The organism is Fibrobacter sp. UWB13 (assembly GCF_900177805.1).
Taxonomy (GTDB): domain Bacteria; phylum Fibrobacterota; class Fibrobacteria; order Fibrobacterales; family Fibrobacteraceae; genus Fibrobacter.
Genome location: NZ_FXAX01000002.1, coordinates 440,553 through 467,245, shown reverse-complemented (window position 1 = coordinate 467,245; position 26,693 = coordinate 440,553). Strand labels below are relative to the sequence as shown.

Here is a 26,693-nt window from a genome sequence, read left to right as displayed (position 1 = left end):
GACTTTTAAAGTCCGCTTTTTTGTTTATAAGAAATTATTTCTTCTTGTTCTTCGCTCTCAGCGCTTCGATGGCTTTTCGGATGTTCTCGCCGTCTTCAAGGTGTTTTGGCGAGAGCTTGTCCCTGTGCTTGTAATCGATTTTCTTCCAGAGTTCTTTTAAGTGCCAGCGGGCGCGCTTGTCTTCAAGAATGTAGCCGGGGCGCACGCCTGCATCGAGACCTTGTACGATAAATTCCACAGCATCGTCATAGCGTCCCTGATCGTAGCGCAAGTCGGCAAGGAAGTAGTAGTTGTAAATGTCCTTGCGATTTTGTTCAAGAGCCATGTTCAAGTATTTGTCTGCAAGCTTCTCGTCCGGCCAGGAGAGGATTAGCGGCACGTAAGGCAATACAAAGTGCGCTCGCCCGAGAATCTGCCAGTCTTCTGCTGCTGTTGCGACATCGCGGACTTTACCTGCAATGCCTTCCTTGATGGACGAGAATACATTGCGTTCAGAGCCCCACATCGAAAGCGTCGAGGCGTAAACGTGTGCAATTTCCTTGTTCTTAGGGAACTTCTCGTAGGCGCTTTTGCTAGCGTCCATCAGCGTGTCCAAATGGAGCTGGCGCTTCTTCTCGTCGAACTGCACGAATCTGAAGCAGAAGTACAGCGTCTTCACGTAGCCTTCGGTCGCAGCCTCTAAAACGGTGGAATCTTCCATCGCCTTCTTGTAGGATTCCTTCATTATTTTGGCATTCTTTGCATCGGCCTTGTCGCCGTTTGCACGCAAAGCACGTGCTGCATAGCAGGAATCCGCTATGTGCAAATGCTCGTTTGCACTTGCGAAACTAATCGCAAGCAGCAATGCAAAAACAATGTTATGCGTAATTCTCATGAATACGCTTAGACTTTCCAGTTCTGGAGCAACTTGTTCACCGTGGCAATGCGAGTCTTTTCTTCGTCGGTGCCATGGAATGTCTTGAACAAGAGATTGCGGTATTCCATCAAGGCTGTGCGGATGATGACTTTTTCTTCTTTTTTGAGCATGGTGATAAATTAATTAAAGGATTACTTGCTGCGTTTGCCCTTGCCGGAGAAATAGTCCTGCTGGCGCGTGATACCGAGAACGGCGTGCCAAAGGGGGCCGTTGGGGTTGATTTTCTTGCGTTCGCTCACGGCGTATTCGATAGGCACGTGCGAGAAAACGTTGTTCATGCTGCCAACGACCATGTCCGTCTTGCCTGCCATGCCTGCATGTACTGCGTTTTCTGCAAGCTGGAAGCAGAAAATGGCGTCCGTACCCTTCGCCGGGATGCTACGCACCGTGTAGCTCGGGTCAAAGTACTTGATGTTGATTTCCTTGCCGACGCTATCGAAGTGTTCCTTGATCTTGTGGGTCAGGAATTCACCGATATCGTTCTTCAAGATGTTGCCGCTTGCGTCCCTGCGTTCTTCCTGGTTCTTGAAAAGTTCCTGTCCGGCGCCTTCGGCGACGGCGATCACGGCGTGAGTCTTGCCGCTTGCGTAACGGCTTTCGAGAGCCTTGAAGAGCCCGTCCAGCGTAAAGGGAACTTCAGGGACGAGGCAGATGTTCACAACTGTTGTTGCAAGCGATGCGTAGGCTGCGATAAAGCCTGAGTCACGACCCATGAGCTTCACGAGTCCAAGACCGTTGAATGCTCCGTTTGCTTCGATGTGGGCGCTAGTAATCACGTCTGTAGCGCTGAGCACGGCTGTTTCAAAACCGAACGTCCTGTCGATCAAGTTCAAGTCGTTATCGATTGTCTTCGGGATGCCGATAATCGAGATGGGCTGTTTACGCTTCTTGACTTCTTCGGCAATAGCATGTGCGCCGCGGAGCGTACCGTCACCGCCAATGCAGAACAGCACGTTGATGTTCAAGCGCATGAGCGTATCGACCATGATTGCCGGGTCCTGCATGCCGCGGGAGCTACCGAGAATCGTACCGCCGTCTTCCTGAATGGCATCGACCACATCCGGGTCAAGCACGATGGGGGAGTAACCGTAATTCGGGTTCAAGCCACGGTAGCCGTACGGGATACCGAAGATGTTCCTCACTCCGTAGTCGAACCAGAGCACTTGTACAAGGCCCTTGATCACGTTGTTAAGACCTGGGCAGAGACCACCGCAAGTCACGATACCTGCGCGCGTCCAGGCGGGGTCGTGGAAAATTGTCTGTCGAGGGCCGGCGACTTCGAGTGAAGGTACCGGGATGCCCTTCGCCAAGTATTCAGAGATGAGATTGACGTCAGTGGTAAGGCTGACCTTGTCGTTTTCTGAAACGAAAGGAACGCCGTTCATCGGGGACTTAAGCGTGCCCTTGCCAACGGTTTCAATGGAAAGATCATAATCCAACGGATTCTTGATGATATCGTCCTGAGTCATACCGCGCCTCTTTGATTTTTGGGTTTCCGCCATACTGACGGAACGCCCTAAAAATACATAATGAAAACTTAAATGGACAGACTTGGGAAGTGTATTTTTGTGCGCAAACCGGGGTTCGCGTTTTCCAATTCTATGTTCATATTACATAAAGCGCACAATTTCTTTACCATCGAAAGTCCGATGCCTGTGCCACTCGTCTGTCTTGTCATTTCGTTTTCGACTCTGTAGAATTCCTGGAAAACTTTCTTCATTTCGGAAGGCGGAATGCCCGGACCGTAGTCGCGCACGGCGAGGTACATGTCAGTGCCCTTGATGCGCAGTTCCACATTGATCATCTTGTAATCGGCGTTCTTGGAGAACTTGAGCGAGTTGTCGACGAGGTTCATCAGAATCTGCATGATGGCGTCGCGGTCGATCATGAGGCTGATGTTGTCGGCATCTGTGTCCGAAGAAACGGTAAGTTCGAATCCCTGCTTTTCGACGTTCTTGCTGTAAGTCGAGACGAAATCGTCGAGGACTTGCTTTGGCTTGTCCATGCGGAGCTGCACGTTCCAGCGGTTGCCATCGAGCTTCGAGAGGTTCAACACGTTCTGGATGAGTCTCGAAAGGCGGTCGGCTTCGCTGGCGATTTGTCCGTAATACTTTTGCTTTTTTTCTTCGCTCGCGACCCAGGAATTCTGCAACAGCTCGGCATACATCTTGATAGCGGTGAGCGGAGTCTTGAGTTCGTGCGTAATGGCGGAGACAAAGTCCTGGCGCTTCGCGGCGAGCTTCACGCGGCTCTGTGTCACATGGTAAATCGAAATCAAGCCTATTCCCAGCACAGCAAGCATCAAAAATCCGATGAAGGTGACGAATTCACCGCCAGGGGCGCGCTGCGTCGTGTACATCTTAAAAGTGATATCCGAGAGAGGTGCCTGCAATGATTCGGAGAGGAGTTCCGTCGTGATGTTGTTGCGTTCGCCGAAGGCGACAAAGGACTTGTTCTTGTGGAAAAATGCAAGTACGAGCGGGTCTTGCTGATTGCCTTTCGTAACGCCCTTGTACTTCTCGATTTCGTTTTTCACGAGGTTCGTGAGGTACATTCTTGCATCGACAATGAAGCCCTGGATAAAGACGTCTGTGCCGCGTCTTACGGTGCGGTGGAAAATGATATAGTTCGAATCGACAATCGCCTGGAAGAAGTCAATTTCGGCTTCCATGGAGTGTGTCGTTTCGGTATTGATCAAGCGGACCAGAAGCCCTGTTGTATCGAGCTTTGTCGATTCAACGCCGAAGGCGAAGTCGCCGGTTTCGGTAATTTGTTCAACACGCGGTCTGTTGGCTTTCTTCTTTTTGCGCGTGCTTGCAATGTCGAGGTCCTGCTTGTAAATCTGGTCGATGAGCCTGCTATCGTTCTTGTGCGTCGTATCAGCCTTTTCCATGCTGCTCGATGTCATCGCAAAGGCGACAGGAGAAGACATGGCCGCGAATCCCGACGTGTTGAGGATCTGGCTAATCTTGTTGCGGATGGCAAGGCGCTTGTCCCTGTCCATCATCGGGATTTTTTCAAGAACTCCATCCGGGAGGACTGGCGTGCTCAAGTTGCCGGCGGGGTCCAGCTGGAAATGCCCGACAAGGCCAACGTAGTGGCTACGCTGCGGAAATTCCGCAAGTTCGGACATCGTGATTTCTTCGCCGCCGAACACAGGAACTGAGCGGATGAATCGATAGTCGGCGTAAGAACGCCTGTCTTCGATAGCGAGGTCCGCCGTGATGTTCTTGTTCAAGTTCTGTAACACAGAGAACGCGTGTTCCTTGTAGCCAAAGAGCGACGACGTTTGCAACTGTGTGTAAGAATGGCTTAAAAGCATTATTACGGGAATCGCAATAACGATAAAAATCGCCACAAAAATGAGACGATCTTTAGAGGCAAGGATAAGGCTCCGAAGAGCCTTGTACTTGCTAGAGAGGTATGTAGAGATTTTGTTTATACTGATTTCTCGCATTCTGGTGCCGAACGCATCTGGTAACCTTCACCGCGGAATGTGACGAGCAGCTTCGGATGAGCCGGATCGTCTTCAATCTTCTTACGGAGCTTGGTAATGTGAATATCGACGGTACGTGTATCCACAGATTCTGCATTTTCGTAACCCCAGACCTTGCGGAGGAGTTCAGAACGCGGAATGGCGTGGTCGCGGTTGTTCCAGAGGTATTCAAGAATTTCAATTTCCTTGCGGGTAAATGCTAGTTCTTCTGTACCGCGCACGCCCGTGTATTCACGGAAGTTCACGCGGAGATTGCCGGCAACAAGCTTGCCTTCGTTTTCCATCGTCTGGCGGCTACGGCGCAACACCGCTTCGATACGTGCAAGGAGCATCGGCACGGAGAACGGCTTCGGGATGTAGTCGTCGGCGCCGAACTTGAGACCGTTGATGATATCGTCATCGGAATTCTTTGCAGAAAGGATGATGATCGGGAGGCTCTTGTCCTTTTCGCGGATCTTGTCGCAAACGGTAAATCCGTCCATGCCCGGAAGCATGAGGTCCAGGAGTACGAGTCCGTACTGTCCGGAAAGTGCTTCGGCAAGACCGCTTTCGCCGTCGACAACGTGTTTGACACGGTAACCGTTGAGCTCGCAGAGGTCTACGAGGCCTTCGGCAATGGCAATTTCATCTTCGATGATGAGGATGTTTGTGCTGCTTGTATTTTGAGTCATTCTTGGATACCTACTCTCTTCTAACCAACTTTTTTTAATCTACAAAAATTAAAGGGCAAAACCGCCACCGAGTTCAAATGCAAAGTGACCGGCATCGATGTCTGTATCGTAGTCGCCACCGAGATAGCACTTGACGTTTGCATAAGCTGCAATCGGGATGATCGGGAGCTTGAAGCGGACACCGGCGAGCAAGTGGATACCGATGCTCTTGTTGAGGCCTTCGTCCTTGGCGTATTTTACAACTTCCTTGCTGAGACTCTTGATGTAATCGTTGCGAGCCTGTTCATCGGTCGGGTCTGTCGGCATCGGGATGCCAGCTTCTTCCATACGGGTGATGATGCCGTCAACAAACTGGTTGTTCAGGATGAACGTGTTCCAGTGGAACGTGAGACCGCCACCGATATACGGACGGATGGGGAAGAGCGGGATGGAGAACGGCTTCGTGACGGAGAGGTCTGCGTTCATGCCGACGTACTTCGGAGTTGCCTTTGCAAATGGAGTGCCGCCAAGTTCAATCTTGAGCGGGATTTCCTGATAGCCGATGCTCTTGTCGCCAGCCCAGAGGGATGCATTATAAGAGGCGAACTGGATGTTGAATGTACCTTCGATATCGATGAACGGGAGAATATCGACCCAAGCCTTGAAACCGAAGCCCTGGATGTATTCGAAGCTGCCATGGCTGAACTGGATGTTTTCGCTGTTGTGAAGCGGTGCCATGTCGGCCTTCTTGAGGGTTGTTCCGACGTTCGGGGTGTAATGGGCGCCAATACCGGCGATAGCGAAAGACTGAGTAGCGAGCATTGCTGCTGCTGCAAAGATCAATTTGAAATTCATTTTTTGCTCCTAGGAATGTTTTTGCCTTGAAACTAAATAATTATTTAGAAAAAAGGTATTTACAATTCAGAAAATGATGCTTTTTCGCCTATTTATGATGTTTTATTTAACTGCCGGAACAAAGATGAACTTCTTTTCACCCTTTTTCACGGGGACACTGCCAAAATTGAATACCTTGACCGTGCCAGCATCGCCTTCAGCAGCGACACTGACTTCATGGGAACCCGGTTCGACGGGGATACGTGTCATCTGGAACGAGTTCGGCAAGAAGAGGGCGATGCGGAGGTCCGCTTTTTCCATCTGGTCCTGCGCGATGTCCGTGCCGATGCTTGTGAAAATATTGAGGAGTGCGTTGTCCGACTTCATAGCTTTTTTGGCGGCTTGCGAGGCGATAGTGCGGAGCACGACTCGGATGGCGGTACGCGTCATGGTGGAGGCGAAGTCATCCTTGAGGTTCATTTCGAGTTCCTTGTCGAGCGCCATGACTTTTTCGGGGCGGATGCCGGACTTGCCATCGACGGAAACGTTAAAGCGTTGGACTTGGCTCCTGAAGGAGTGCGCTTCGGGGAGTGCAAAAGCGATGTGGAATGTTTCTCCGTTGCTTGCCCCTGCGACTGGGGGTGCTCCGACGGTGGTGCTTGTCACCTTGCCGGTCTTGCTGTCTTTGTAGGTGAGGTTCAGCAGCCCCCCGTTCACGTAAGTACCAGACATCCTGAGTTCGGTGAGGATGGGACCGTGACCGGCGTAACCGACGACGATGATTTCTTGGCCGAGATCGTAAGCGGCTTTAGCCTTAGGTGTTTCGAGGGCGTTGTCGAGCTTGAGCGTTTTGAGGTCGTCTTCGCGGTCAGAGCGTCTTAAATTTTCAATGATGAATTCGCGGGCTTCTTTCGGGAGGTTCAGGATGTTTTCGTCGTAAGCCTTGACCGTCTTATAGTAAGCGATGGCGGCTTCGTCCCGTTCACCTGCCATTTCGTAGACAATTGCGGTAAGGTAGCGCAAAAAGCCGTTGTCGTTCGTCTTGTCGTTGTCTTTCTGGTAAAGTTCTGTCATCGCCTTTAGAGCGCGGTTCACTTCAACCATGGCGCCATCGAGATCCTTTTGGGCGAGGTAGTTCATGATTTGCATTTCATGGAGCACGAGTACTTCGAAGGGGCGTGCCCTGTACGGGCGGATGTTGTCGTTCGTGACAATGGCGGCGGCTTCGTTTGTTACAGATCGCGTGTAGAGGTCGTCGTAAATTTTTTCGGCCTTGGCAAAGTTGTCTGCACTTTCCTTGTAGTTTCCGTTGTAGTGGTAAAGGACTCCCAAGTCAAAGTAATAGAGAAATTCGGTCTTTTCTCCGTAGAGGTCTTCTTGCTGTTTCTTGACTTCGTTAATGGCGGCTTCGAATCCATTGTGCTCAAATACGGGGGCGAGAGCCTCGTAACGCGTCATGGACTTGTTCGCACAAGCCGTAAAGAATAAAGTTGTCGCGAGGAGTAATATAATTTGTTTCATATAAGTAAATGTATATAAAAAATGCTCGCGGGTGCGAGCTTTCTTAGTTATTAGAACTTAGAGCTTAGAATACGTCATCCTGAACGAAGTGAAGACAACTCAGAAGGCGAGTGTTGCGTCCATGCTTGCATGGGCATAACCGAGCCAAGGAGTTGGGGCTTTAGCCCCATCCAGTGAAGTCTTAACTAGAAATGACTGGATTCTTCGTCTTGGCAGACTCAGAATGACGTTGTCTGATTAAGTCTAAAACTTCACGCTGCTCTTGGATACGTATTTCTTGATCTTCTTGTCACCAAGCCAAAGCTTGCGGTGGCTCTGGATATCCGTGAGCTCCATGTCAATCTGGTAGAAGACCACCTGTTCGCCGCCTTCCTGGTCGAGGACGGAGTTGATGGTTCCGGTAAGCATGAGGTCTGCACCGATTTCCATGCCGGCATCCTTGGTGGTTTCTTCGGTGGTATTGCCCTGCTGGTCGGCGAGTTCGTTGCGGAGGTCTTCGCGTTCGTTGGAGTTAGCGACGAATTCAGCCTTGCCGGAGTTGATGAGGGCGCGTTCGATATCCTTGATGAACGTTTCGACGCGGATGTGTTCGTGGCTCTTGTTGCGGACCTTGCCAATCACGATGGTCGGGACGGAACCTTTCTGAGAGGAGTACTGGCTGTACCACGGACGGCCAAGGCAGTCATTAATCATTTCTTCAGCTACGAGACGGGAGTCTGTATCGTTCCAGCTGCCTGAAAGGTCTGTTACGGAATTGGCATCGAGACGGGTGACTTTCTTGCCGCCATCGCTTGCGCAGCCGGTAAAGAGGGCAAAACTTACGCAAAGGGCGAAAAACCAAATTTTTGACATTTTTTTCTCCTAGATTAGAAACATTATGTTATAAACATATAAAAAAACACAAAAAAAAACTCCCCAAAAAGGGAGTTCTTTAAAATTTTTAATGAAAAACCGTTATTAGCGCTTTTTCTTCTTGGAACCGGTTGTTGCGTCGAGATGGACTTCAGCAGTTTCTTCGCCGACAACCTTCACGAGGGCTTCGGCGCTCTTGCGGTTGCTGCACTGGGCGCGCACAACGTGGTCACCAGCATCGAGGTTGTGGACAACGAGTTCTGCACCGTCGGTCTTGTCAGCCTGTTCGCCATCGACGAAGATGAGGCAGCGCGGCGGATTCGTCGTAACCTTGATGTGGCCCTTCGGAATCTTGGTGCTGAAGTCGAAGTCGTTGCGCTTGTCCTTGCCCGGCCAAACGTTCACGCGCTTGTTCACGAGTTCGAAGCCCTGGTCAATGACGACGAGCGTCTGGCGACCAGACTTGACTTCTCTATCCTTGATCGGACTCTTGCCGAGAGGTTCACCGCCGAGGAACACGTCACTGTTAGGCGGTTCAGTGATGATGTTGATGGTTGCTGCCTTGCCACGCGGAGGTGGATCTTCTTCGTCAGCGACGGCGGTCGTGAAGAGGAATGCCATCATCAAGGCAAAAAAGAAAAGCTTTTTCATGGGTTGTACTCCTGATTTGCATGTAAAAGAGTTAGTTCACACCTAGAATTTAATTCTTTTTTTACAAGACAAATGTTAAAGTGCCGTAAAATGTGCGTAAATAATAGGTGTAAAATTGGTCTAGATTAATTACTTTTACGTATATGAAAGCTCTTTATCAGAAAATTCGCAGTTTACAAGGGAAAAATTACGGCCTTTACAAGTCCTTGGCTGACCGTTCGTGGGACTTTGGAGACTTTGTGCTGGAATTCCTGCATGTGCAGGGAGACCCGTATGCACCGGCATCGCGTGTGATGATTAAAGCGAGTTTGTTAATGCTTGGGTTCCCGAGCGAATGGGGTGGCTCGTTTGAACGCCGCCTGGCATTGAGCGATTACCTTTATCGTAGGCTTTCGGCACTTGTTCGTGAAAAGTACCCGGATAGGGATGCGGCGGTTGTTTTTGACACTGCTGGACCTGAAATGCTAGTGCGAAATGCACTCTGGGTCGATAACGGCGAGTTGCGAGCTTGTTTGCAAGTGCGCTTGCCGGGCGACGGTCGCAAGATTCAGGCGGAAGCCGCTGCCGAGATTTTGACGATGGTTTTACCGGACTTGGTTTCGGCGGCTCTCTATAATTCGGGCGAATCGAAGAAGGATGGTGTGGAGCCGGAACTTGTCGAACATTACCGCGTGCTTGCCGAGCGCAAGGAAATTTTGTCGCAGCTCGAGGAACGTGGACTTTGTGCGTTTGTGCCGGATGGCGCTGTGCTTCCGCGTGCATCGGGACTCAGTGAACTCCCGATGGAAGGGGCTGTCCCGTTTGCAGCACCCGAAGAAATGGCGGTGACGCTTATTGCTAATGGCCGTGAAATTCGCGGCATGGGAATCCCGAAGGGAATCACGGTAATTTCGGGCGGGGCGTTCCACGGAAAATCGACTTTGTTGCAAGCTTTGACGAAATCTGTTTACCCGCATATTCCGGGAGATGGTCGCGAAGGCATTGTCGTGAGCGAATCGGCGGTGCGCGTGGGCGTCGAAGACGGCCGCAGTGTGCGAGGCACGGACCTTTCGCAGTTTGTGCGTGACCTGCCGGGCGGAATCTCGACAAAGAACTTTACGACTGCCTGTGCGTCGGGCTCGACGAGCGAGGCCGCGAACTTGATGGAGGCGATGGAAGCGGGGAGCGATGTGTTCCTGATTGACGAAGATTCCTCTGCTGTGAATTTCCTCATTCGTGATGTGCGCGTGCGTAAGCTCTTGGGCGATGACCGCGAACCGCTTATCCCTTTGACGGACCGCCTCCGTGAAATCAAGGGGCGTAGCTTTATTTTGGTGGCTGGCGCCTGTGGAGACTTTTTGGACTTGGCGGACAATATCATCGTGATGGCATCGTACAAGGCGGAATGTGCAAGAATCAATGGAAAGAATGTGGCGGCTGGACTCGGTGATGGTGCTGTAAAAGTCGCCTCGGGATTGCCCGCGTTTGTGGAACCTGAGTGCCGCGACTTTGCCGAATACGTGAAGCCTTTGCTCCCGTCACTCCGCCCTGCGTCTGCTGTGGAGCGCCAGGTGAAAGTGAAAATCTCGGGCGATACATTGCTGCAAATCGGTTTCCTCGTCTCGGATACATCCAAGGCGGGTGCGCTTGTGGATAAGCAACAGCGATTCGGTGCAGGCTTCATGTTGTTGAACCTTTGCCAGAATGCCGCAAGCAACAACGATGCTAATGGCGAGTCTGCGAAGGCGACGATCATGGAACGTATCAATGCGCTCTGCGAAAAAATCAAGAACGTCGGTTTCCGCAATTTGCCGCAAGGCTTGAGCCGTGAAATGAGCCTCCCGCGTCCGATTGATATCGCGTGCGTGCTCTATCGTCTGCGAGATAACGGAAGGTAAGGAACATCTCTCGACAAAAATGTCCACACCTGAATCAATTTTTTGAGATATTTGCCCCATAATAATTTATTTTCCGAAAAGGTATTTAAGTTTTTGGGGTGAAAATATGGAAAAACAAAAGTTTGCGCGCGTATTTTTGAATGCCGCGCTTGTTTCTGCTTTGAGTGGAACCTCCTTTGGGGCATTTGCAGCTACATCGAGTCCGAACGTGAGTCTGGGCAAGAATCTCTATGTGGCGGGGGCAGTCAATTCCAACTGGAAACCGGAAGTCTATACCGATGGAAAGCTCGACTTTAACCAGGTCTCGTCGGTGTCGGATTTTGCGTTGAACGTGGGCGAGGGTCCGACAAAGCTGTTCATCACGTGGGAGACTCGCGGTGATGAAGCCTGGGCTGGTGAAAAATACGTCCACGCGGCAAGCTGCCAGCATTCCGTGGAAGCATCGGCGAGTCTCCAGAATTTTAAGGTGATGACGTCTGCAAATTCGACGAATGGCGTAGATGGCGACTGGGAGACTGTTGCCGAGGTGGGCGAGAGCGGTGCCATGTCTCGCGGGCTTGCGATTGATTTTGCAGGCAAGTCCTGGTTCCGCATCGTGGCGGAATCTCCGGTGAAAAATCTCGAAGAAGTCGGTGCGTACGACATCAGCAATGGCGGGGACGATACGTGGTTCTTCATGGGCACAAGCATCAGCCAGATGGGCATGAAGCAGTTTACCGTCGATTCGAATTTTGCGCAGTTGATTCACGCGCGTTTTGCGGATTACTACCCGGCGATGCTTCGCGGAGGCATTGGTTGCGTCACGAGTCAGGGCGTTGTCGATGCGCTCAAGTATTACGCGGAATACGTAGGGAACGTGAAGTTCTGGGCAATTGAAATGGGAACAAACGATGCCTGGGGCGGTAGCAATACGAATGTTGAAACGTTCACGAAGAACTTGCAGACGATTATCGATACGGCAAAAGCGCATGGCATTACTCCGATTATCGCCCGCATGATTGCGACGAATCCCGAAATTGCAAAGTGGCAGGTGCATCAGGATTACCTCGATGCCATCGACAAGCTCACGAAAGATAATGAATTGCCGGCCGGCCCTGATTTCTACAATTACTTCTTGGAACATCCCGAAGAACTTTCTGCAAGCGATGGCGTACACCCGGCAGAGCCTAAGGGCGGACAGTCGATGCACCGTTTGTGGGCGGAAGCCGCAGCGCCTTTGTACAAGGATGACCCATGTGCAGGGCTACCTGATGTTGTTGGCTGTGGAGGAACTTCGCTTCCGAAAATGCACAATGTGAATTTTGCATTGCCGCGCGTGAGTGTGAATGGTCGTGAAATTTCAATTTCCGGATTGCGCGAAAAAGATCACGTGACCATCATGGACGTGATGGGACACGTTGTGTGGAACGGCTCGGCGGGAATTCCGAAAATGCACGCTGGGAATTACTTCGTGAATATTCGCGGTGCAAAAACCAATTATTCGACGAAAATTTCGATAAAATAAAAGGACTTTGTACTCCTCTCTGAAATATTCCATTCTATAAAAACCTCTATTTTGATGTTCTTTTTTTCATACTTTTAGGAGATTATCCCCATAAAAACCTATTTTACATTTTGGTGTTTGAGATGTGGGGTCGTGGAATGGAATGCTCAAAAAAATTAAATAGGCTCTGGGGCGTAGCACTTTGTGCGTTAGCATGCAGTAGTGCATTTGCTATTACGCCAAATCCCATCGTGAGTATGGGAAAACCCCTTTACGTATCTGGAATGAATAATTTCAGTTTAAATCCGCTTGCCTATACGGATGGTATCCTCAATTTTGACCAGATTGCAGAGGCGTCGGACTTTGCCTTGAACGTGGGCTTTGGTCCGAAAAAGTTGTTCATCACGTGGGATGCCCGCGGTGACGAAGCTTGGGCTAGCGGGGATTATGTGTATGCGCAGGGGTGTGTTCACAACTGGATGGAACATGCGACCTTGCAGAATTTTAAGGTGTTGACATCTGCGAATTCGACAAACGGCATAGACGGTGATTGGGAAATTGTTGCCCAGGTCGGGGAAAGCGGAGCCGCATCTCGTGGCATTGCGATTGATTTTGAGGGCAAGTCCTGGTTCCGTATTGTTGCTGCCGAGCCTGTTGCTAACTTGGAAGAAGTCAGTGCGTACGACATCAGTAATGATGGGGACGATACGTGGTTTTTCTTGGGTACTAGCATTACCCAGATGGGCATGAAACAGTTTGTGGTGGACTCAAACTTTTCGCAGTTGATCCATGCCCGTTATCCGAATCACTATCCGGCAATGGTGCGTGGCGGTATTGCCTGCGTTACGAGCCAGGGTGTTGTCGATGCCATTAAGTACTATGTGGAATATGCCGGAAATGTGAAGTTCTGGGCGATTGAATTGGGAACGAACGATACCTTTGCGGGTAACGGCGTGACTGTGGAAATGTTCGAAAAGAACTTGCAGACAATTGTCGATACGGCGATTGCTCATGGAATCACCCCGATTATTGCACGTTTGTTTGCGACGAATCTTGGCGAATCTGCATGGCAGGTGCATGAGCATTACCTGGCGGCTATTGACCGGGTGGTGGAACGCAATAACTTGCTAAAGGGACCTGACTTCTCGAGTTATTTTGCTGCCCATCCGGAAGAAATTGATGGCGACGGTATCCACCCGGCGAACCCGGCTGGGGGACAGTCGATGCATCGCTTGTGGGCGGAAGCTGTGGCGCCTTTCTACGATGGTAAGAAGTTTGAACCGGTCGTGGGCAAGGATTCATCGATGAATGCCCCCAAGATGCTGGATTTGCATGTCGCTTTGCCGCAGGTTAGCGTGGAAGGGCGAACGGTGTCGGTTGCACGAGTGAACGAACCTGTTGCTGTCGCGATTGTCGATTTGACGGGGAATATCGTTTGGCACGGACGGATTGGAAATTCTGCTGATGGTTCATCGGAATCTTCGTTCCATTTGAATGCAATCCCGGCAGGGAATTACATTGTGAGAATTCGTGGCGCAAGTACATCGTACAAGACTCGAATTTCGATAAGATAATTGGTTTGATAAATGGCGAGAGTCCGGCGGAAATCTGCCGGATTTTTTTGTTGCGCTTTATCCTTAATTTTTGCTAGATTATCGTAAATCTTTATTGTGCTATTGGCGAAATGAAACCGTGACTTTATATTACGAGTATGAGTTTAATGAGAGCTATTATTTGTATGTTGCTTGCACTTAGCCTTGTGGGTTGTGCGGTAAGCAAGAATCCGAACCCTGTAATCCGTTACGGGGCGAATACGGGTGCTACGTTGGCAGGCCCGGGCTTTGCCGCCATGTGTGTAGCAGGTGCGTTAAGCGAAGACGGTTCTTCGGATAAAGATGTAGAGCAATTAGGATTGTTTGGTATTGCGGCTGCTGCCGGAGGGTTTGTCGTTGGCGCTGTTCTTGGGGGAACGGTAGGCTTTTTCAAGTGGATGTTCAACGGCTTTGAAAATGATGATATCCCCAAAGCGGATCCTTTGCCGGAAGATATTTTACCACCGGTAAAAAGCGATACCTATGGGGAAAAGCTGTAGAATAAAGGAGATGCCCGCTCGGAGGCGGGCATTACAAATGTTGTGGCGGGCATGGTTGCCCGCTTTTTTAATGCGCGAGGTGCAACTTGCGGAGAACCTTTCCTAAGAGCTCGTTCAGGATGTCCTTCGCGTCTTTGCTGCCGAGGTAACGCTGGACAATGAGCGTGAGCGTAAAGAGTGCTACACCTGCGGCGCAAGCGTAAACGACGAGCGTTACAAAACCTGCATTGCGGACGAAATCATCAGAAATGTGATCAAGTCCAACGGCGGCTGCAATCATGATGCCGAAGGCAACGAGGGCGCGTGCCATGTTGAGGAGTGCATCCTTCATGCCGTCGGTGCCGTTCTTTTTAGCCCACATAAAAATCATCGAAATCACTTGCAAAATAGCGCCTGTAGCGCCGATAATCGGGACGCTCTTGATGCCAAGCCCCACTTCGGGGGCGCCAAGCAAAATGTAGGCGGGGATGGTTGCCGCAAAGATGCCGGTGTTCAAAAGTGTCGGGACCCACATGCGTTCGCAAGCGTAGAAGCTGCGGACGAGAACTGCCTGCAGGCAAAGCCCAAGGCTTACGGGCAAGTACCAGCGGAGAATTTCAGAGATCGCTTCGGTCGTTTCGCGGTGGAATGCGCCACGTTCAAAGAGGATGCGCACTGCCGGGAAGCTCAAAGCCCACACGGCGACGACTGCTGGAATCAAGATGCAGAACATGCGCGAGAGGCTCTTCCAGATTTTGCGGTTGAGTTGCGGGAAGTCGCCTTCCTTGACGAGACGCGCCATGTCGGGGTAGCTCGTGACGCTGACCGAGAAGCCGAATACGGCGACGAGCGTGTACATGACGCGGTAGGCGTAGTTGAGGCTCGAAATGCCACTTGTACCAAAGTTTGCACCAAAGCTGCGGATGATAAATTCAAGGCCGAACATGGAGCCCACGCCAAGAGACATCGGGAGCATCATCTTGAAGTAACGTGCGATATCCGGATGCTTCGGTTCAATGATAAATTCATAATGGACACCGCCGCGCTTGGCACCAAAAATCTGGAGTGCGAAAAATCCGATGAATGCGCCGACTGGAACGCCCCAGGCAAATCCGGCGAGACCGTAATCGTTGCCTGTGTGGTTGCTGAGTGCAATGCCTGCGGCACCGCCGCCTACAATCGCGATGTTGTAGATGAGACCCGTGAGAGATGGAATCAGGAACTGCTTGCGAGTGTGCTGGACGGCAACGAGGATGCTACCGACAAAGATGAATATCTGCCCCGGAAGAATAATGCGTCCATAGTAAGTCGCGCGTTCCAAAAGCTCAGGAGTCACTCCGTCGACGGTCAAAAGCGCGATGAGTTCCTTCATCCAGATGAACGCTGGGATCACGAGAATCAGGAGTGCAAGCCCGAACGTATTGAGCACGTTGCTGAAAAACTTCCAGCCCGCTTTTTCGTCACCTGCGACTTTGTAGCCCGTGAAAATCGGAATAAATATAATGGACAAAAATCCAGTGCTGACCACGTGATTCAGGATGTCCGGAATCATGAAGGCGAGGTCAAGGGCGTTTTTTTCGAGCGACACGCCGGCGGCGTGGGCGAGGAGCATTTCACGGAAAATCCCGAGCACGCGGCTTAGGAGCATCGAAACGGCAACAATAATAGCGGCTTTATTCATGTTGGCTGAAAATTTATATATTTCTTACCATGAAAAAGATACTTTTACTCGTTACTTTCCTCGCTCTTGCAGCTTTTGCTCAGGGCAATACCACAGAACCGGAGAGAACTCTCCAGCGTCCGGTTTACAGTTTCCAGACATCCGCCTTTGGCTTTGGTTTCTGGAGCAACTATAAGGATGAAGTGAAAAACCCGGAAAAGGATAAGGTCACGGCATTCCCGCTCATCCGCTATGGTCATATTTGGGAAATGACGACGCACGGCGCTGTTACGGCTATCAGCACGTGGAACTTTGAATTCGGCAAGACTTGGGAAGTTCACGGCAGCATGCTTTTGGGTGGCCGTTATTCCTTCCTTGAAGAAATTGTTTCTCCGTTCATCGGTGGTGGCCTTGGTCTTGGCTTGCAGTTCGACTCCCACTTTAAGGATTGGGACTTCGGTGAACGCTGGGCTATCGGTTTGAGTATGGGCGGCGAAGTCGGTTTGTCGATTTTCCACAATTCTTCGCTCCAGCTTGAAGTTGGCTTTGGCTATGACGTTGTTTGCTCCAAGGCAGACTTTGGCAAGAGCTTTGATACCTTCAATCTGTTCTTCGGTGTGAACTACTAATTTGTAGAAAGAACCTGCGTGTCGAGATGCGCGCAGGGGCTGTTGGTAAAGCGCGGGCTTGATGTCCGCGTTTTTTTTATACAGCTATTTTGAAATCGTTTAGGAGTGTGCGGCGATGGAGCTTGCCTTGCTGTTGCAAGCGCTCGACAAGGATGCTCGGGCGTACGTGGAATACGCCGGAAAAATGCTCGATGCAACGGCGTTCGTTAAAGCGACCGCAGCAGATGAGTTCGCACTCTTCGGCTTCAGAGAGGAGGAGGTCTTGTGCGAAGTGCGATGCTTCAAGTTCGAGAATGTCTTCGGGACGGGCGGCGAGCAATTCGGGTGTTTGGGCGGGTTGCAAGAGAGCTTGTTGCGAGAATGCGCCGAGTTGCAGGCATGAGGTGTGCTTGGGGTGCAAAAGCAAGTGCCCGACCGCGTGGAACAATGCTTCCAGGAATTTGGAATCTTCCATCTTGGTTGTCGGGAACTGGATGACGGGGCGTGAACCTCTCCAGTAGAATGCACAAACGGGCGTGGGAGCCGTGAGGAAAGGTTCTACTTCGACGTATTCAATGCCGCAGTTGTTTAGCACTTCGCGTGCAATTTTGCGAATGCTCTGGTTGGACAAAAATACGTTTGTTCGCAAAAATTTCAAGTTAGAGATAATTGCCTTGCGGTCCGGCGTGTAGTCCGTTGCCAAACGCTTGACTTGGAGTTCTCCGAGACGGATCCATGCGGCGTAAGTCTGCGGATTTGCAGATTGCAATGTGGCGCCGTAATAGTTTTCGAATCCGGCGATGCTTCCGATTTGCATGAACTTGAACACAGCGCGAACGAGGTCTGCATCTTTGACGTTCTCGGGAATGTGGCCCTTCTTTTGCAATGCGCGGGTGGGGAACTTACGAACCCACATTAAAATTTTTTCGAGATTTCCTTTGACGAACGTTGGTGTCTCGGAGATGCTGGAGTCGCTCCCGAATGCGAGCTGGAATGCGGCTTGCGCATCGGTAGTTGCGTGATCCATAAGCCCACTGCGGGAACAGCCAAGACGGCGCAAAAGTTCGTCTTGCGTGATATGCTCCCGTTTTTGAAGTTGCTTAATGGATTCTTTCAAGCTCATGCTTTTAAAATAAATAATTAACGTGTCAGGTGTCAAATTTATTTCAGCAATTCTTCGGGGACGCATTCTGCCATTGCTTCGTAGGCTTTAGCGCTCGGGTGCAAGTGATCGCCCGAGTCGAATCCGGCGGCAAATGCTTTCGGATCGTCGTGACCACGCACAGCCTTGTCAAAGTCTACACAACCGTCGAAATCCGGTGCGGTGCGGAGCCATTCGTTGAATGCCGTGCGGATGATATCGCGGTTTTCGTTGTAGGTGCGCCAGCCGTAAATCGGGAGGAGCGTGCCGCTATAAATCTTGAGGCCGAGCTTGCGCGCGTGCGTGATGTAGAGCGAGCGCACGCCGTTGATGAGGTCGTCTGCAGTGGGCATGTCGCTCCACGGACGGAACTTGTTGACTTCAATACCGACAGGGTGGATGATGTCGTTGATGCCGTGTTGCACGATGACCGTGCGGGCACCTGCGACATTCATTTCAATCGGGAATCGCGTGGCGCCTTTGAGACCGTAAGCGGCGTAGGTGATGCAGCTGTATTCGCGGAGGATACGTGTGCCGCTCACCGCGCGACGAATGATGGCGACATTGTTGAACCCTTCGCGTGCGCAACGGAGCGTCAGGTAATCGGGCCAATCCTGTGCCGTGATGGAATCGCCGAAGCAGACAAGTGCGAAGTTCTTTTCTTCGGTGAAAATGTCAATCGTATTGAGGAAATAAATCCAGTTCGTTTTGCGCGTGAGGTCATCGGGGAGAGTCGCGCTTTTGGCGAAATTGCCGTAGCTGTACTTGCCGCCAGAAAGCGGGCCCGTAATGGCTGTGCCGGCATTCATCTGCGTGAAATCGGCGAAGTAGAGGCTGACATCGAATGTTTCGCCTGCGGTCACGTCGAATGCGATTTCGTCGCTCAGGATTTCTTCGCCGGCAGGGATGGTGGCGGATGCGCGGCCGCCGAATGTAATTGCGCACGGAGAATATGCTGAAATGCTCGCGGGCTTTTCGGATGTCGTAGAAGACTGCGCGGTGTTTGTGGATTGCGCAGACTTTGCGACGTATGCTTCGCTAATTTGTACGGACTCTGTGCCCGTGAGGTTTGAAAAATGGAAACGCAACTTGCTCCCTGAAAAGCAGGCGCGAATCGGATAGCGGAGCGTTAAATCTTTAGCGTAAGTTGCTTCTTTGCGGTCTGTAATGGAGGTGGCGTTGCCCCAGCATGCGACCCATTTTGAAAATTTCTCTGGCATATTGACTCCGCGAATTGTTGACGATGCATCAAAAATAGCTAATTTGCCGTTGCCCTGCTAGGTAGAAAATGAGTGAGATTTCGTATAGCAAAAAGAATGACCGGATTGAATGTGTGCGTTACAAGGATTGGCGCAAGTCGTACCCGCCGCACACGCATACCGGGCACATGACTGTGGGCTATATTGAAGAAGGTCGCGTTTGCATTGTACTGAACGGCGAAGCAAAAATTTACGGCGCCGGGGAACAATTCCTGATTCCGCCGAATACGTTGCACGAAATCAAGACCATAGGCGATGAATGCTATTCGATGGTGGTACTGTGTACCGCTTTGGACTCCGACGAGATTGTTGCTGAGAACTGCGCGCGAGGTTATGAAAGTACAGTTGCGCGGTTAGATGAATTGCAAAAAAGCATTCTCGAAAATCCCGAGAACATTTACCTAATAGAGCAGATGGCGCATGACGCGTGCATCAGCCCGTTTCACATGATCCGTGAATTCAAAAAGGCCTTCGGACTTACGCCGCACCAGTTCCAAATGCAGTGCAAAGTCCGTAAGGCGCAAAAAATGCTAGAAGAAAGGCCCGCAGCTGAGGTGACGTTTGACGCCGGATTTTACGACCAAAGCCACATGGACCGTTGCTTTAAAAAAGTTGTCGGCCTTTCTCCAAAAGAATATAAACGTGCTGTGAAGACGGAAGACTAATACGTCATTGCGAGACCATAAGGCAACGCAATCTCCTAGCACAGAGCTGGCATGAACTTTGCGAACAGATAAAGCCCCTGGTCGCCTGCGTCTACTTGGTGCGGGACCTTCGCCGGCATAATCGAGATGACGCCCGGAGTGTACTCAAGCTTGGTGCCGTCATTGATGCAAATTCCGTTCCCTGTGATGACTTCGTGAGTTTCGAGCTGGGTTTCGTGAATGTGCGTTTTGATGCTCTTGTTTGGCGCGATCCTTACCAAATGATAGCTGAACGTGCCGCTGGTTTCTTTCGCGGTGATGATATGCTTGAGTTCTACGCCCTCAAAAGTCGGGTGCTTGGACCAGGCGATATCCCTGAAAGCGATCGTTTTGCCCGGAAGCCTGAGCTCGCCCTCGTTGAATTTTTTGAAAATATCGTCGCCAAGAATAGCTTTTTCCATGATTTTACTCCTATGTTAGTGTTTCGTTCGCGACTTTTGCAAACTGTGTCGCGGTTATGCCCGAAATCTATACGAAGGAGTAAATGGAAAAATTGGACAAAATTGCGGAAAATTCAGAATGTGTTAGAATTGTACTGTCAAACCGAATGCTGCTGGAAAGACGATTTCTTTGTTGCTGAGGCCACCGTCATCCATGTCGAGGTACGTGTAGTAACCGCCTTCACCTGCAAAGAATTGGAACCCGATTTCAAGGAAAACGCCCAAGTTTTTAGTGAACATGTGCTGTAGACCGAAACCGAATACAAGACGCCAGTAATTGAATCGTTCTTCCTTTACGCCACCGAGTTCTTCGTGGTATATGTGATCGTTAGTTCTACCCGTAAGCCATTCAGAAGAGTGGAAAACGTACGGACCTGTGAGACCGTTAAAACGATAGGCAATACCGATACCGCCCATGAAATCGTAGTCGGAATCGTAACCGAGCCAGTGTGCGTTTACAGATAAATGGTCGTCTAGGAATGTTTCTTCTACGCCGACTAAGCCGTGGTAACCACTGCCGAGTCCGACGAAAATGCCAGTCTTTTGTGCAAAGCTAATGCTTGCTAAAAGGCACAAAACCAAGATAATCTTTTTCATATTTGTTCCTCCTTTTTGCGTATGATGCGCTACAAATTTACAAATTCTTTTCTATGAAAAACAAGTTGTCTGTAAATATTTTGTGTGGGATGGGGGGATGAGTGTAGTTTGGTTATCTCTTTTTTACCAATATCTGGATATCAAGCAACTTTTCCCAATCGGCTTTGGTTCGCTTTTCTCGGGGGATGCTCCAGAAGTTTTTCCAAATTTTGTTGTTGAGGGAATCGATTTCGGCGGCTTCAGCATCGGTGACGGTGCCATTGGCGGTATTGTACATTATTTTCTCCTTTCTGCGTACATGCTAAAAACGCAGATGTTTTATCAAAGGTTATCTAAAGGCTATGTAGAACTTTCGTGTTGAAAGTCCGACCTTTGTTTAAAATTTTAAACGAAGTCCATTTTCGGGGGTCAGTTCGCCATTCCTTACCGGGCGACTTATCCACAACAATAAAGTGCTACATTGCCATTTGAATACTGACGATTTTAAAGCGGCCGGGATCATGGCGATTAATAATGCTGCAATCAACGAAAAAGCTGAGTTGTCTTCCTTTGCTCAGCCTGCTTTGATGGAGGTTTAGAATGCAAGTAAAGTCTTTTGTGTTGTGCGAGCAGATTCGCCAGGAAAACACGGGCAAGTTCATGCTTATTGGCGTGTTTGGTACGGATGTTATTGAAAATAACATTCCGCAGGAAAATCGATGGAATAACCCGCTGTTTTTCGGAGTCTATTTTGCGCTAAAGGTGGATCGCGCTATTGATGCGGGTTTTTATACTGTCAAGGTTGAAGTCGATAATGGCGTGGTTCACACTCCTGAATTGACTCTTGAAATAAAGAAGGACGGAGCGTCAAATTTGCAGATTCCGATGAGTATTGCTTTGATGTTGAATGGTCCGTCTGAAATTCGGCTGAACATTTATAGGAAAGATTCCATGGAGCTCGTAGCAGAACTTGGAAAATTTTCTATTGTTAATGCGGAAAAGTAATATGCCCGATTCTCTAACCAATAAACAATCCCCGGCCGATAAAGCCGCTTCCTCGGAGCAAGCCTCTGCAGCTTCGTCCCAGACTCCTTCTTCTGCGCGCATCAAGCGTATGCGTGGGTGGTTGGGCGTGAAAAGCACTTCGTCGTTGGGCGGTTATGATGATGGCGGCGGTGGTGTCGTCTACGGCGATGGGCATTCCGGTTGGAATCGTTAATAAAAAAATAGGGCTCCTTATGGAGCCCCGTTTTGTATAAAGTGCCGCGCATCTTGAGTCACGCTTGTCGCTTTTGCGTCTCGCGGCACTTGCCGGCCGCGATTCTCGCATGACACTTCTTTCGTCTGTAGCCAGCGAAGCTGGCGACCTCTCGACTAGTAGCGGTAGTGATCCGCCTTGTACGGGCCTTCGACCGGCACGCCGATGTAGTCGGCCTGAGCCTGCGTGAGGCGGGTGAGGTGAACGCCGAGCTTTTCGAGGTGGAGGCGAGCGACCTTTTCGTCGAGAATCTTCGGGAGCGTGTACACGACGCCGCTTTCGTACTTGATGCCGGCGACGGTGTCCTTGCCCTGGGCGTTGAGCCAGAGGTCGATCTGTGCGATGGTCTGGTTCGTGAAGCTTGCGCTCATCACGAAGCTCGGGTGACCAGTAGCGCAGCCGAGGTTGAGGAGGCGGCCTTCGGCGAGCACGAGGATGCTGTGACCGTCGGGGAAAATCCATTCGTCGTACTGCGGCTTGATTTCGTTACGCTTGATGCCCGGAATCTTCTTGAGGCCTGCCATGTCGATTTCGTTGTCGAAGTGGCCGATGTTACCGACGATGGCGCGGTTCTTCATCTTTTCCATCTGGGCGGCAGAGATGATGCCGGTGTTGCCGGTGGTGGTCACGAAGATGTCGGCCATGCTCACGACTTCGTCGAGGGTCTTGACTTCGTAGCCTTCCATGGCAGCCTGGAGTGCGCAAATCGGGTCGATTTCGGTGATAATCACGCGAGCGCCCTGACCGCGGAGGGACTGGGCGCAGCCCTTACCCACGTCGCCGTAGCCGCACACGACTGCGATCTTGCCTGCCATCATCACGTCGGTGGCGCGGTTGATGCCGTCGATGAGGGAGTGGCGGCAGCCGTAGAGGTTGTCGAACTTGGACTTGGTCACGGAATCGTTCACGTTGATGGCCGGGAACTTGAGGCGCTTGGCCTGTGCCATCTGGTACAAGCGATGCACGCCGGTAGTGGTTTCTTCGGAAACGCCCTTCAATGCTTCGCGGGCGCGGGTCCACTGCTTCGGATCCTTTTCGAAAATCTTGCGGCAGGTGGCGAGGAACACGCCCCATTCTTCGCTGTCGGTTTCCGGGTTAAATTCAGGCACCTTGCCGGCGTCTTCGAATTCTGCACCGCAGGTCACGAGCATGGTAGCGTCGCCACCGTCATCGACGATGAGGTCGGCGGTCTTGCCGTCCGGCCACACGAGTGCGCGGGCGGTGTTTTCCCAGTATTCTTCCAAGGATTCACCCTTCCAGGCGAAAACAGGCACGCCCTGCGGATTGCTCACGCTGCCGTTCTTGCCAACCACGACGGCGGCTGCGGCGTTGTCCTGCGTACTGAAAATGTTGCAGGAGACCCAGCGCACGTCTGCACCGAGGTCCACGAGCGTTTCGATGAGGATGGCGGTCTGCACCGTCATGTGGAGGCTACCCATGATGCGGGCGCCAGCGAGCGGCTTCTTGCCTGCATATTCCTTGCGGAGTGCCATGAGGCCCGGCATTTCGGTTTCGGCGAGGTCGAGTTCCTTGCGGCCTTCGATCGCAAGGTTGATATCCTTAATTTTGTATTCCATAATGTTTCCTTTTGGCGTGGTTTTGCGTCCGCGCAATTTTATCAATCTTATTTATGCGTAAATATAGTTATATGCATAATTGTGGTCAAGTCAAAAATTTAATCCAAGCTGTTTGGATCCCCTCCCGTTGGTCGAGGATAACGATTTACTCAGTAAACAACAGTCCCTTGATGCGGAGCGAGCGCCCTGTTTCGGACCATTGGCTCGTATGCAGTTCTTTGATTCCGATGGCGGCGTGGTCCGAGGCGATGGATTCGAGCGAATCGTTCAGCTCTTGCTTTGTCGTGAAGAAATTGTAAACCTTGCTTTTTGTTTTTGCGGAATCCGCGGCATTTTCGTCATCTTCCGAGAGCGTAATCCGGAAGGTAATCGTGTCGTCCCGGTATTCAAATTCACTTTTGTCAAAATAATGGTCCAAGATGGCGACTTCCTTGGCGCCTTTAGGAATGATGAACGAAATGATGTCGGAATTTGATATGTCCGCTTCGAAGGAGCCGAATTTTGCGGTTGTGTCTTCTTCGATCGGCGTTGTCTTGGTGTTGCTTTGTTGGGCCAGTTCGCTTTCGATTTTGCTCGGTTCTACGAGATCAGCGATGTTGTGTGCGTTTAGCGGGCTGATGGTGGTGATGAAGAACAGTGCGCAGAAAACGATGGCGATGTACCTTGATTTGTGCTGGATTTTTTCTTTCAGCAGGATGGCTATGATGATATAGAAGTAAATGTTGATTGTGATGACCCAGATGATTTCTGGCGAGAGGCTCTCTTGGATGAATATGTGCATGACGTCGATAGACATCAAGAAAACGAGCGGGATGCATGCGGCGGGGAATATTTTCAGGAGCTTCTTTTCGGTGGTCTGCTCGGCCGAGAGTCGCATCGGGTGCATGGCGGTGATGAGCACAAGCAAGTAAATGATGAATCCCGAGACGAATGCAGATACGGTTCCTTCGTCGGGCATGTCCCACAAGACGATGAACTTGATAATATAGGCGTAAAAGAGGAGGATGCCGATAGCAAGCACCGGAACGAAAAGGAATCGGATGGTGCTTGATGCGAACTTATTGAGGGCGGGCGGTTCTTCAATGCATTCGTCAATGGACGGAACGCCCGAAAAGTAAAGTATAGGGACGACAACGCTGGCACAGAAATAGAAAATGTAAAGGTAAATCATTTCGCCGGGGTCGGTGTCGAATAGTTCTGCAAAGCCGAAGACGAAACCTTCTAGGGCACCGAGTAAAATGGCAGAGACGAGGATGGCGATTATCGCTGACTTGATGTTCTTTTGCAAAAAGTTCCAGAAGCCGTTTTCGTTAGGCTGCTTCCAGAACGGTCCGAGAAAAACTGCAAAGGTGGCGATTAGGTAAACGAGGGTGACGGTACATCCAAAGTAAAAGGGATCGTCGTCAAGTGGCAAGCCTGCAACAAGTGCAATGGAAAGCAAGAACCATGTGCCGCTCGCGATAGCTTGTGGGCGCGCGTTTGCGCTTTTTCGGGATTCCTGGACGAGCGATGTCGCGAGGGCGATGAGCATGGCTGCGATGGGGTAGATGGCGAGCCATAGGAATAGCCGCGTGAAATGGTCGTTGCCGAATTGTGCAAATTCTGTGTTGGTGACCAGCGCGATAAACGTAAAGAACGCCATCGCCGATGCGAGCGGGAACCGCTTGAATGCGCTCGTGATTTGACTCGGGTATTTCTTGATTGCTGTTAAGTCCATTTTCCCTCCTCTTTTGTTTTTTCCCGTCATGTCCGCGATTCTCGCGAACTACTTTCCTTCCTCAGGTCCCTGTGGTTCGGCTGGCTCACCAACCTTATGTCGAAGGGCCTGCCGCTCTTTCTTTAACTGCTTCAACTGCGCGAGTTTTTCACCGAGCGCCTTTTCGCGTCCGTAGGGCTTGGGTTCGTAAATCGTCGTGCCGACAAGTTGCGTGGGCAGGTGCTCCTGCGCGGAGTAGCCGCCTGGGCTGTCGTGGTCGTACTCGTAGCCGTTCCCGTAGCCGAGCTGTTTCCCGACGCGGGTGACGGAATTGCGGTAGGCGCGCGGCACGGGGAGCGTGCCGGTCTGCTTCACGATAGAATCTGCTTTCATTCCTGCAAGCTCAACGCTGTTGCTCTTGGGTGCAAGCGCCAAGTAAATTGCAAGCTCGTCAAGTGCAATCAAGCCTTCCGGGATTCCCATGAAGTCGTACGCTTCGCGAGCGCTTGTCGCAAGCAAAAGTGCGTTCGGGTCTGCAAGTCCCACATCTTCCATGCTCATGCGCATGAGGCGGCGCAAAATGAATCGCGGGTCTTCGCCACCCTGCAACATTCTATGGAGCCAGTAAAGAGCCGCATCCGGGTCGGAGCCGCGCACGGACTTGTGCAATGCCGAAATGAGGTTGTAATGCTCTTCGCCGCTCTTGTCGTAGCGCAGGGGCTTCTTGTACTGGAATTCTTCGAGCAGCTTCTCGTCGATCTTCTTGTTGTCGCCGAGGTTCTTGCCAATCCATTCGAGCTGGTTCAGCAAGAATCGTGCATCGCCTTCGGACTGTGCAATGAGCTTATCTACAACGGCGTCTTCGACTTCAACGTCCTTGAGTTGTAAACCGCGCGGATGGTCACGCAATGCGCTAAAAATCAAAGTGCGCAAATCTTCTTTGCTTAATGGTGCAAAAAGGATCAGCTGGCAACGGCTGAGCAAAGCCCCGTTCACTTCGAAGCCCGGGTTCTCCGTGGTCGCGCCGATGAGCGTTACCGTACCGTCTTCCACGGCGCCGAGGAGCGCGTCCTGTTGCCCCTTGTTAAAGCGGTGGATTTCGTCGATGAAAAGGATCGTATCCATGAACGCATGCTTCATCTGGCGAGCGTCTGCGAGAACTTCCTTGACTTCCTTCACGCCGCTTGCTACTGCCGAGAGCGCGACAAAGCGCTTTTTGGTGTGCTGCTTGATAACGTGGGCGAGGCTCGTCTTTCCGCAACCCGGAGGTCCCCAGAAAATCATGCTGGGGATAGAGTCGTTTTCAAGACTCTTGCGCAACAGGCTCTGCTGTCCAAGAATCTTGTTCTGGCCGAGGAATTCGTCCAGGTTTTGCGGGCGTAGGCGTTCTGCTAAAGGGGCGTCCATGGTTATACTATATAAA

26 protein-coding genes are annotated in these 26,693 nt (G+C 51.0%); 8 read left to right on the top strand and 18 right to left on the bottom strand.

What is annotated here, in order from left to right; translation table 11 throughout:
- Positions 1-34: 34 nt before the first annotated feature.
- The 9 genes from B9Y77_RS11675 to B9Y77_RS11640 form a co-directional block, all read right to left on the bottom strand.
- Positions 35-874 carry a hypothetical protein gene (locus B9Y77_RS11675; RefSeq protein WP_085491753.1) on the bottom strand — a complete coding sequence of 280 codons (840 nt, stop codon included), beginning with the start codon at positions 872-874 and terminating at the stop codon, positions 35-37.
- An 8-nt stretch (positions 875-882) separates the two neighbouring features.
- Positions 883-1,026 carry a hypothetical protein gene (locus B9Y77_RS16025; RefSeq protein ID WP_015731986.1) on the bottom strand — a complete coding sequence of 48 codons (144 nt, stop codon included), beginning with the start codon at positions 1,024-1,026 and terminating at the stop codon, positions 883-885.
- Positions 1,027-1,047: 21 nt separating this feature from the next.
- A complete protein-coding gene (locus B9Y77_RS11670) occupies positions 1,048-2,385 on the bottom strand; it encodes an ATP-dependent 6-phosphofructokinase (RefSeq protein WP_014546029.1) in 1,338 nt (445 codons plus the stop codon).
- Positions 2,386-2,453: 68 nt separating this feature from the next.
- Complete coding sequence (locus B9Y77_RS11665) at positions 2,454-4,373, bottom strand: sensor histidine kinase (protein WP_085491752.1); 1,920 nt, start codon at positions 4,371-4,373, stop codon at positions 2,454-2,456.
- Positions 4,355-5,083 (bottom strand): response regulator transcription factor, encoded by a 729-nt coding sequence (locus tag B9Y77_RS11660; protein ID WP_014546027.1) that lies wholly within the window; start codon positions 5,081-5,083, stop codon positions 4,355-4,357. The genes B9Y77_RS11665 and B9Y77_RS11660 overlap by 19 nt, the downstream gene beginning before the upstream one ends.
- 48 nt (positions 5,084-5,131) lie before the next feature.
- Positions 5,132-5,917, bottom strand: a complete 786-nt coding sequence (locus B9Y77_RS11655) for a hypothetical protein (RefSeq protein WP_073442787.1) — start codon at positions 5,915-5,917, stop codon at positions 5,132-5,134.
- Positions 5,918-6,019: 102 nt separating this feature from the next.
- Positions 6,020-7,417, bottom strand: a complete 1,398-nt coding sequence (locus B9Y77_RS11650; protein ID WP_139260852.1) for a COG3014 family protein — start codon at positions 7,415-7,417, stop codon at positions 6,020-6,022.
- 243 nt (positions 7,418-7,660) lie between these two features.
- The gene (locus tag B9Y77_RS11645) at positions 7,661-8,269 is read right to left on the bottom strand and encodes a penicillin-binding protein activator LpoB (protein WP_073442791.1); all 609 of its coding nucleotides are present in this window, start codon (positions 8,267-8,269) and stop codon (positions 7,661-7,663) included.
- 105 nt (positions 8,270-8,374) lie between these two features.
- Positions 8,375-8,920, bottom strand: coding sequence for a PEGA domain-containing protein (locus tag B9Y77_RS11640; RefSeq protein ID WP_073442793.1), 546 nt, complete (start codon positions 8,918-8,920; stop codon positions 8,375-8,377).
- Between the two features lie 143 nt (positions 8,921-9,063).
- Between B9Y77_RS11640 and B9Y77_RS11635 the strand changes: the two genes are divergently transcribed.
- The 4 genes from B9Y77_RS11635 (at position 9,064) to B9Y77_RS11620 (ending at position 14,372) form a co-directional block, all read left to right on the top strand.
- Positions 9,064-10,797 (top strand): ABC-ATPase domain-containing protein, encoded by a 1,734-nt coding sequence (locus B9Y77_RS11635; RefSeq protein WP_085491751.1) that lies wholly within the window; start codon positions 9,064-9,066, stop codon positions 10,795-10,797.
- Positions 10,798-10,903: 106 nt separating this feature from the next.
- Complete coding sequence (locus B9Y77_RS11630; protein WP_254900020.1) at positions 10,904-12,301, top strand: hypothetical protein; 1,398 nt, start codon at positions 10,904-10,906, stop codon at positions 12,299-12,301.
- Positions 12,302-12,564: 263 nt separating this feature from the next.
- Complete coding sequence (locus B9Y77_RS11625) at positions 12,565-13,854, top strand: SGNH/GDSL hydrolase family protein (protein ID WP_254900019.1); 1,290 nt, start codon at positions 12,565-12,567, stop codon at positions 13,852-13,854.
- Between the two features lie 164 nt (positions 13,855-14,018).
- Complete coding sequence (locus B9Y77_RS11620; RefSeq protein WP_254900018.1) at positions 14,019-14,372, top strand: hypothetical protein; 354 nt, start codon at positions 14,019-14,021, stop codon at positions 14,370-14,372.
- 67 nt (positions 14,373-14,439) lie between these two features.
- Here B9Y77_RS11620 and murJ read toward each other — a convergent pair whose 3' ends face one another.
- On the bottom strand, positions 14,440-16,032 hold the full coding sequence (gene murJ, locus B9Y77_RS11615) for a murein biosynthesis integral membrane protein MurJ (RefSeq protein ID WP_073442804.1): 1,593 nt from the start codon (positions 16,030-16,032) through the stop codon (positions 14,440-14,442).
- Between the two features lie 29 nt (positions 16,033-16,061).
- Between murJ and B9Y77_RS11610 the strand changes: the two genes are divergently transcribed.
- Positions 16,062-16,640, top strand: coding sequence for a hypothetical protein (locus B9Y77_RS11610; protein ID WP_085491748.1), 579 nt, complete (start codon positions 16,062-16,064; stop codon positions 16,638-16,640).
- Between the two features lie 76 nt (positions 16,641-16,716).
- Here the strand turns inward: B9Y77_RS11610 and B9Y77_RS11605 are convergent, their stop codons facing one another.
- Positions 16,717-17,742, bottom strand: a complete 1,026-nt coding sequence (locus B9Y77_RS11605) for a hypothetical protein (RefSeq protein WP_085491747.1) — start codon at positions 17,740-17,742, stop codon at positions 16,717-16,719.
- Positions 17,743-17,780: 38 nt separating this feature from the next.
- Positions 17,781-18,980, bottom strand: a complete 1,200-nt coding sequence (locus B9Y77_RS11600) for an SGNH/GDSL hydrolase family protein (RefSeq protein WP_085491746.1) — start codon at positions 18,978-18,980, stop codon at positions 17,781-17,783.
- A 68-nt stretch (positions 18,981-19,048) separates the two neighbouring features.
- Between B9Y77_RS11600 and B9Y77_RS11595 the strand changes: the two genes are divergently transcribed.
- Positions 19,049-19,684, top strand: a complete 636-nt coding sequence (locus B9Y77_RS11595; protein WP_085491745.1) for a helix-turn-helix domain-containing protein — start codon at positions 19,049-19,051, stop codon at positions 19,682-19,684.
- Between the two features lie 35 nt (positions 19,685-19,719).
- On the opposite strand, the gene B9Y77_RS11590 is transcribed toward B9Y77_RS11595, so the two are convergent.
- The 3 genes from B9Y77_RS11590 to B9Y77_RS16020 form a co-directional block, all read right to left on the bottom strand.
- On the bottom strand, positions 19,720-20,124 hold the full coding sequence (locus B9Y77_RS11590) for a cupin domain-containing protein (RefSeq protein ID WP_085491744.1): 405 nt from the start codon (positions 20,122-20,124) through the stop codon (positions 19,720-19,722).
- Between the two features lie 123 nt (positions 20,125-20,247).
- Positions 20,248-20,760: a hypothetical protein gene (locus B9Y77_RS11585; protein ID WP_085491743.1), complete on the bottom strand. Its 513-nt coding sequence runs from the start codon at positions 20,758-20,760 to the stop codon at positions 20,248-20,250.
- 112 nt (positions 20,761-20,872) lie between these two features.
- The gene (locus tag B9Y77_RS16020) at positions 20,873-21,037 is read right to left on the bottom strand and encodes a hypothetical protein (protein WP_176221757.1); all 165 of its coding nucleotides are present in this window, start codon (positions 21,035-21,037) and stop codon (positions 20,873-20,875) included.
- A 302-nt stretch (positions 21,038-21,339) separates the two neighbouring features.
- Between B9Y77_RS16020 and B9Y77_RS11580 the strand changes: the two genes are divergently transcribed.
- Positions 21,340-21,744 (top strand): hypothetical protein, encoded by a 405-nt coding sequence (locus B9Y77_RS11580; RefSeq protein ID WP_085491742.1) that lies wholly within the window; start codon positions 21,340-21,342, stop codon positions 21,742-21,744.
- A gap of 1 nt (position 21,745) precedes the next feature.
- Positions 21,746-21,958, top strand: coding sequence for a hypothetical protein (locus B9Y77_RS11575; RefSeq protein WP_085491741.1), 213 nt, complete (start codon positions 21,746-21,748; stop codon positions 21,956-21,958).
- A 155-nt stretch (positions 21,959-22,113) separates the two neighbouring features.
- Here the strand turns inward: B9Y77_RS11575 and ahcY are convergent, their stop codons facing one another.
- The 3 genes from ahcY to B9Y77_RS11560 all read right to left on the bottom strand — a co-directional run bounded on the left by ahcY (position 22,114) and on the right by B9Y77_RS11560 (position 26,677).
- Positions 22,114-23,574, bottom strand: coding sequence for an adenosylhomocysteinase (gene ahcY / locus B9Y77_RS11570; protein WP_085491740.1), 1,461 nt, complete (start codon positions 23,572-23,574; stop codon positions 22,114-22,116).
- Positions 23,575-23,719: 145 nt separating this feature from the next.
- Entirely contained in the window at positions 23,720-25,291 is a 1,572-nt protein-coding gene (locus B9Y77_RS11565; protein ID WP_176221756.1) for a DUF4153 domain-containing protein, read from the bottom strand.
- A 48-nt stretch (positions 25,292-25,339) separates the two neighbouring features.
- A complete protein-coding gene (locus B9Y77_RS11560; protein ID WP_085491738.1) occupies positions 25,340-26,677 on the bottom strand; it encodes a replication-associated recombination protein A in 1,338 nt (445 codons plus the stop codon).
- Positions 26,678-26,693 lie beyond the last annotated feature (16 nt).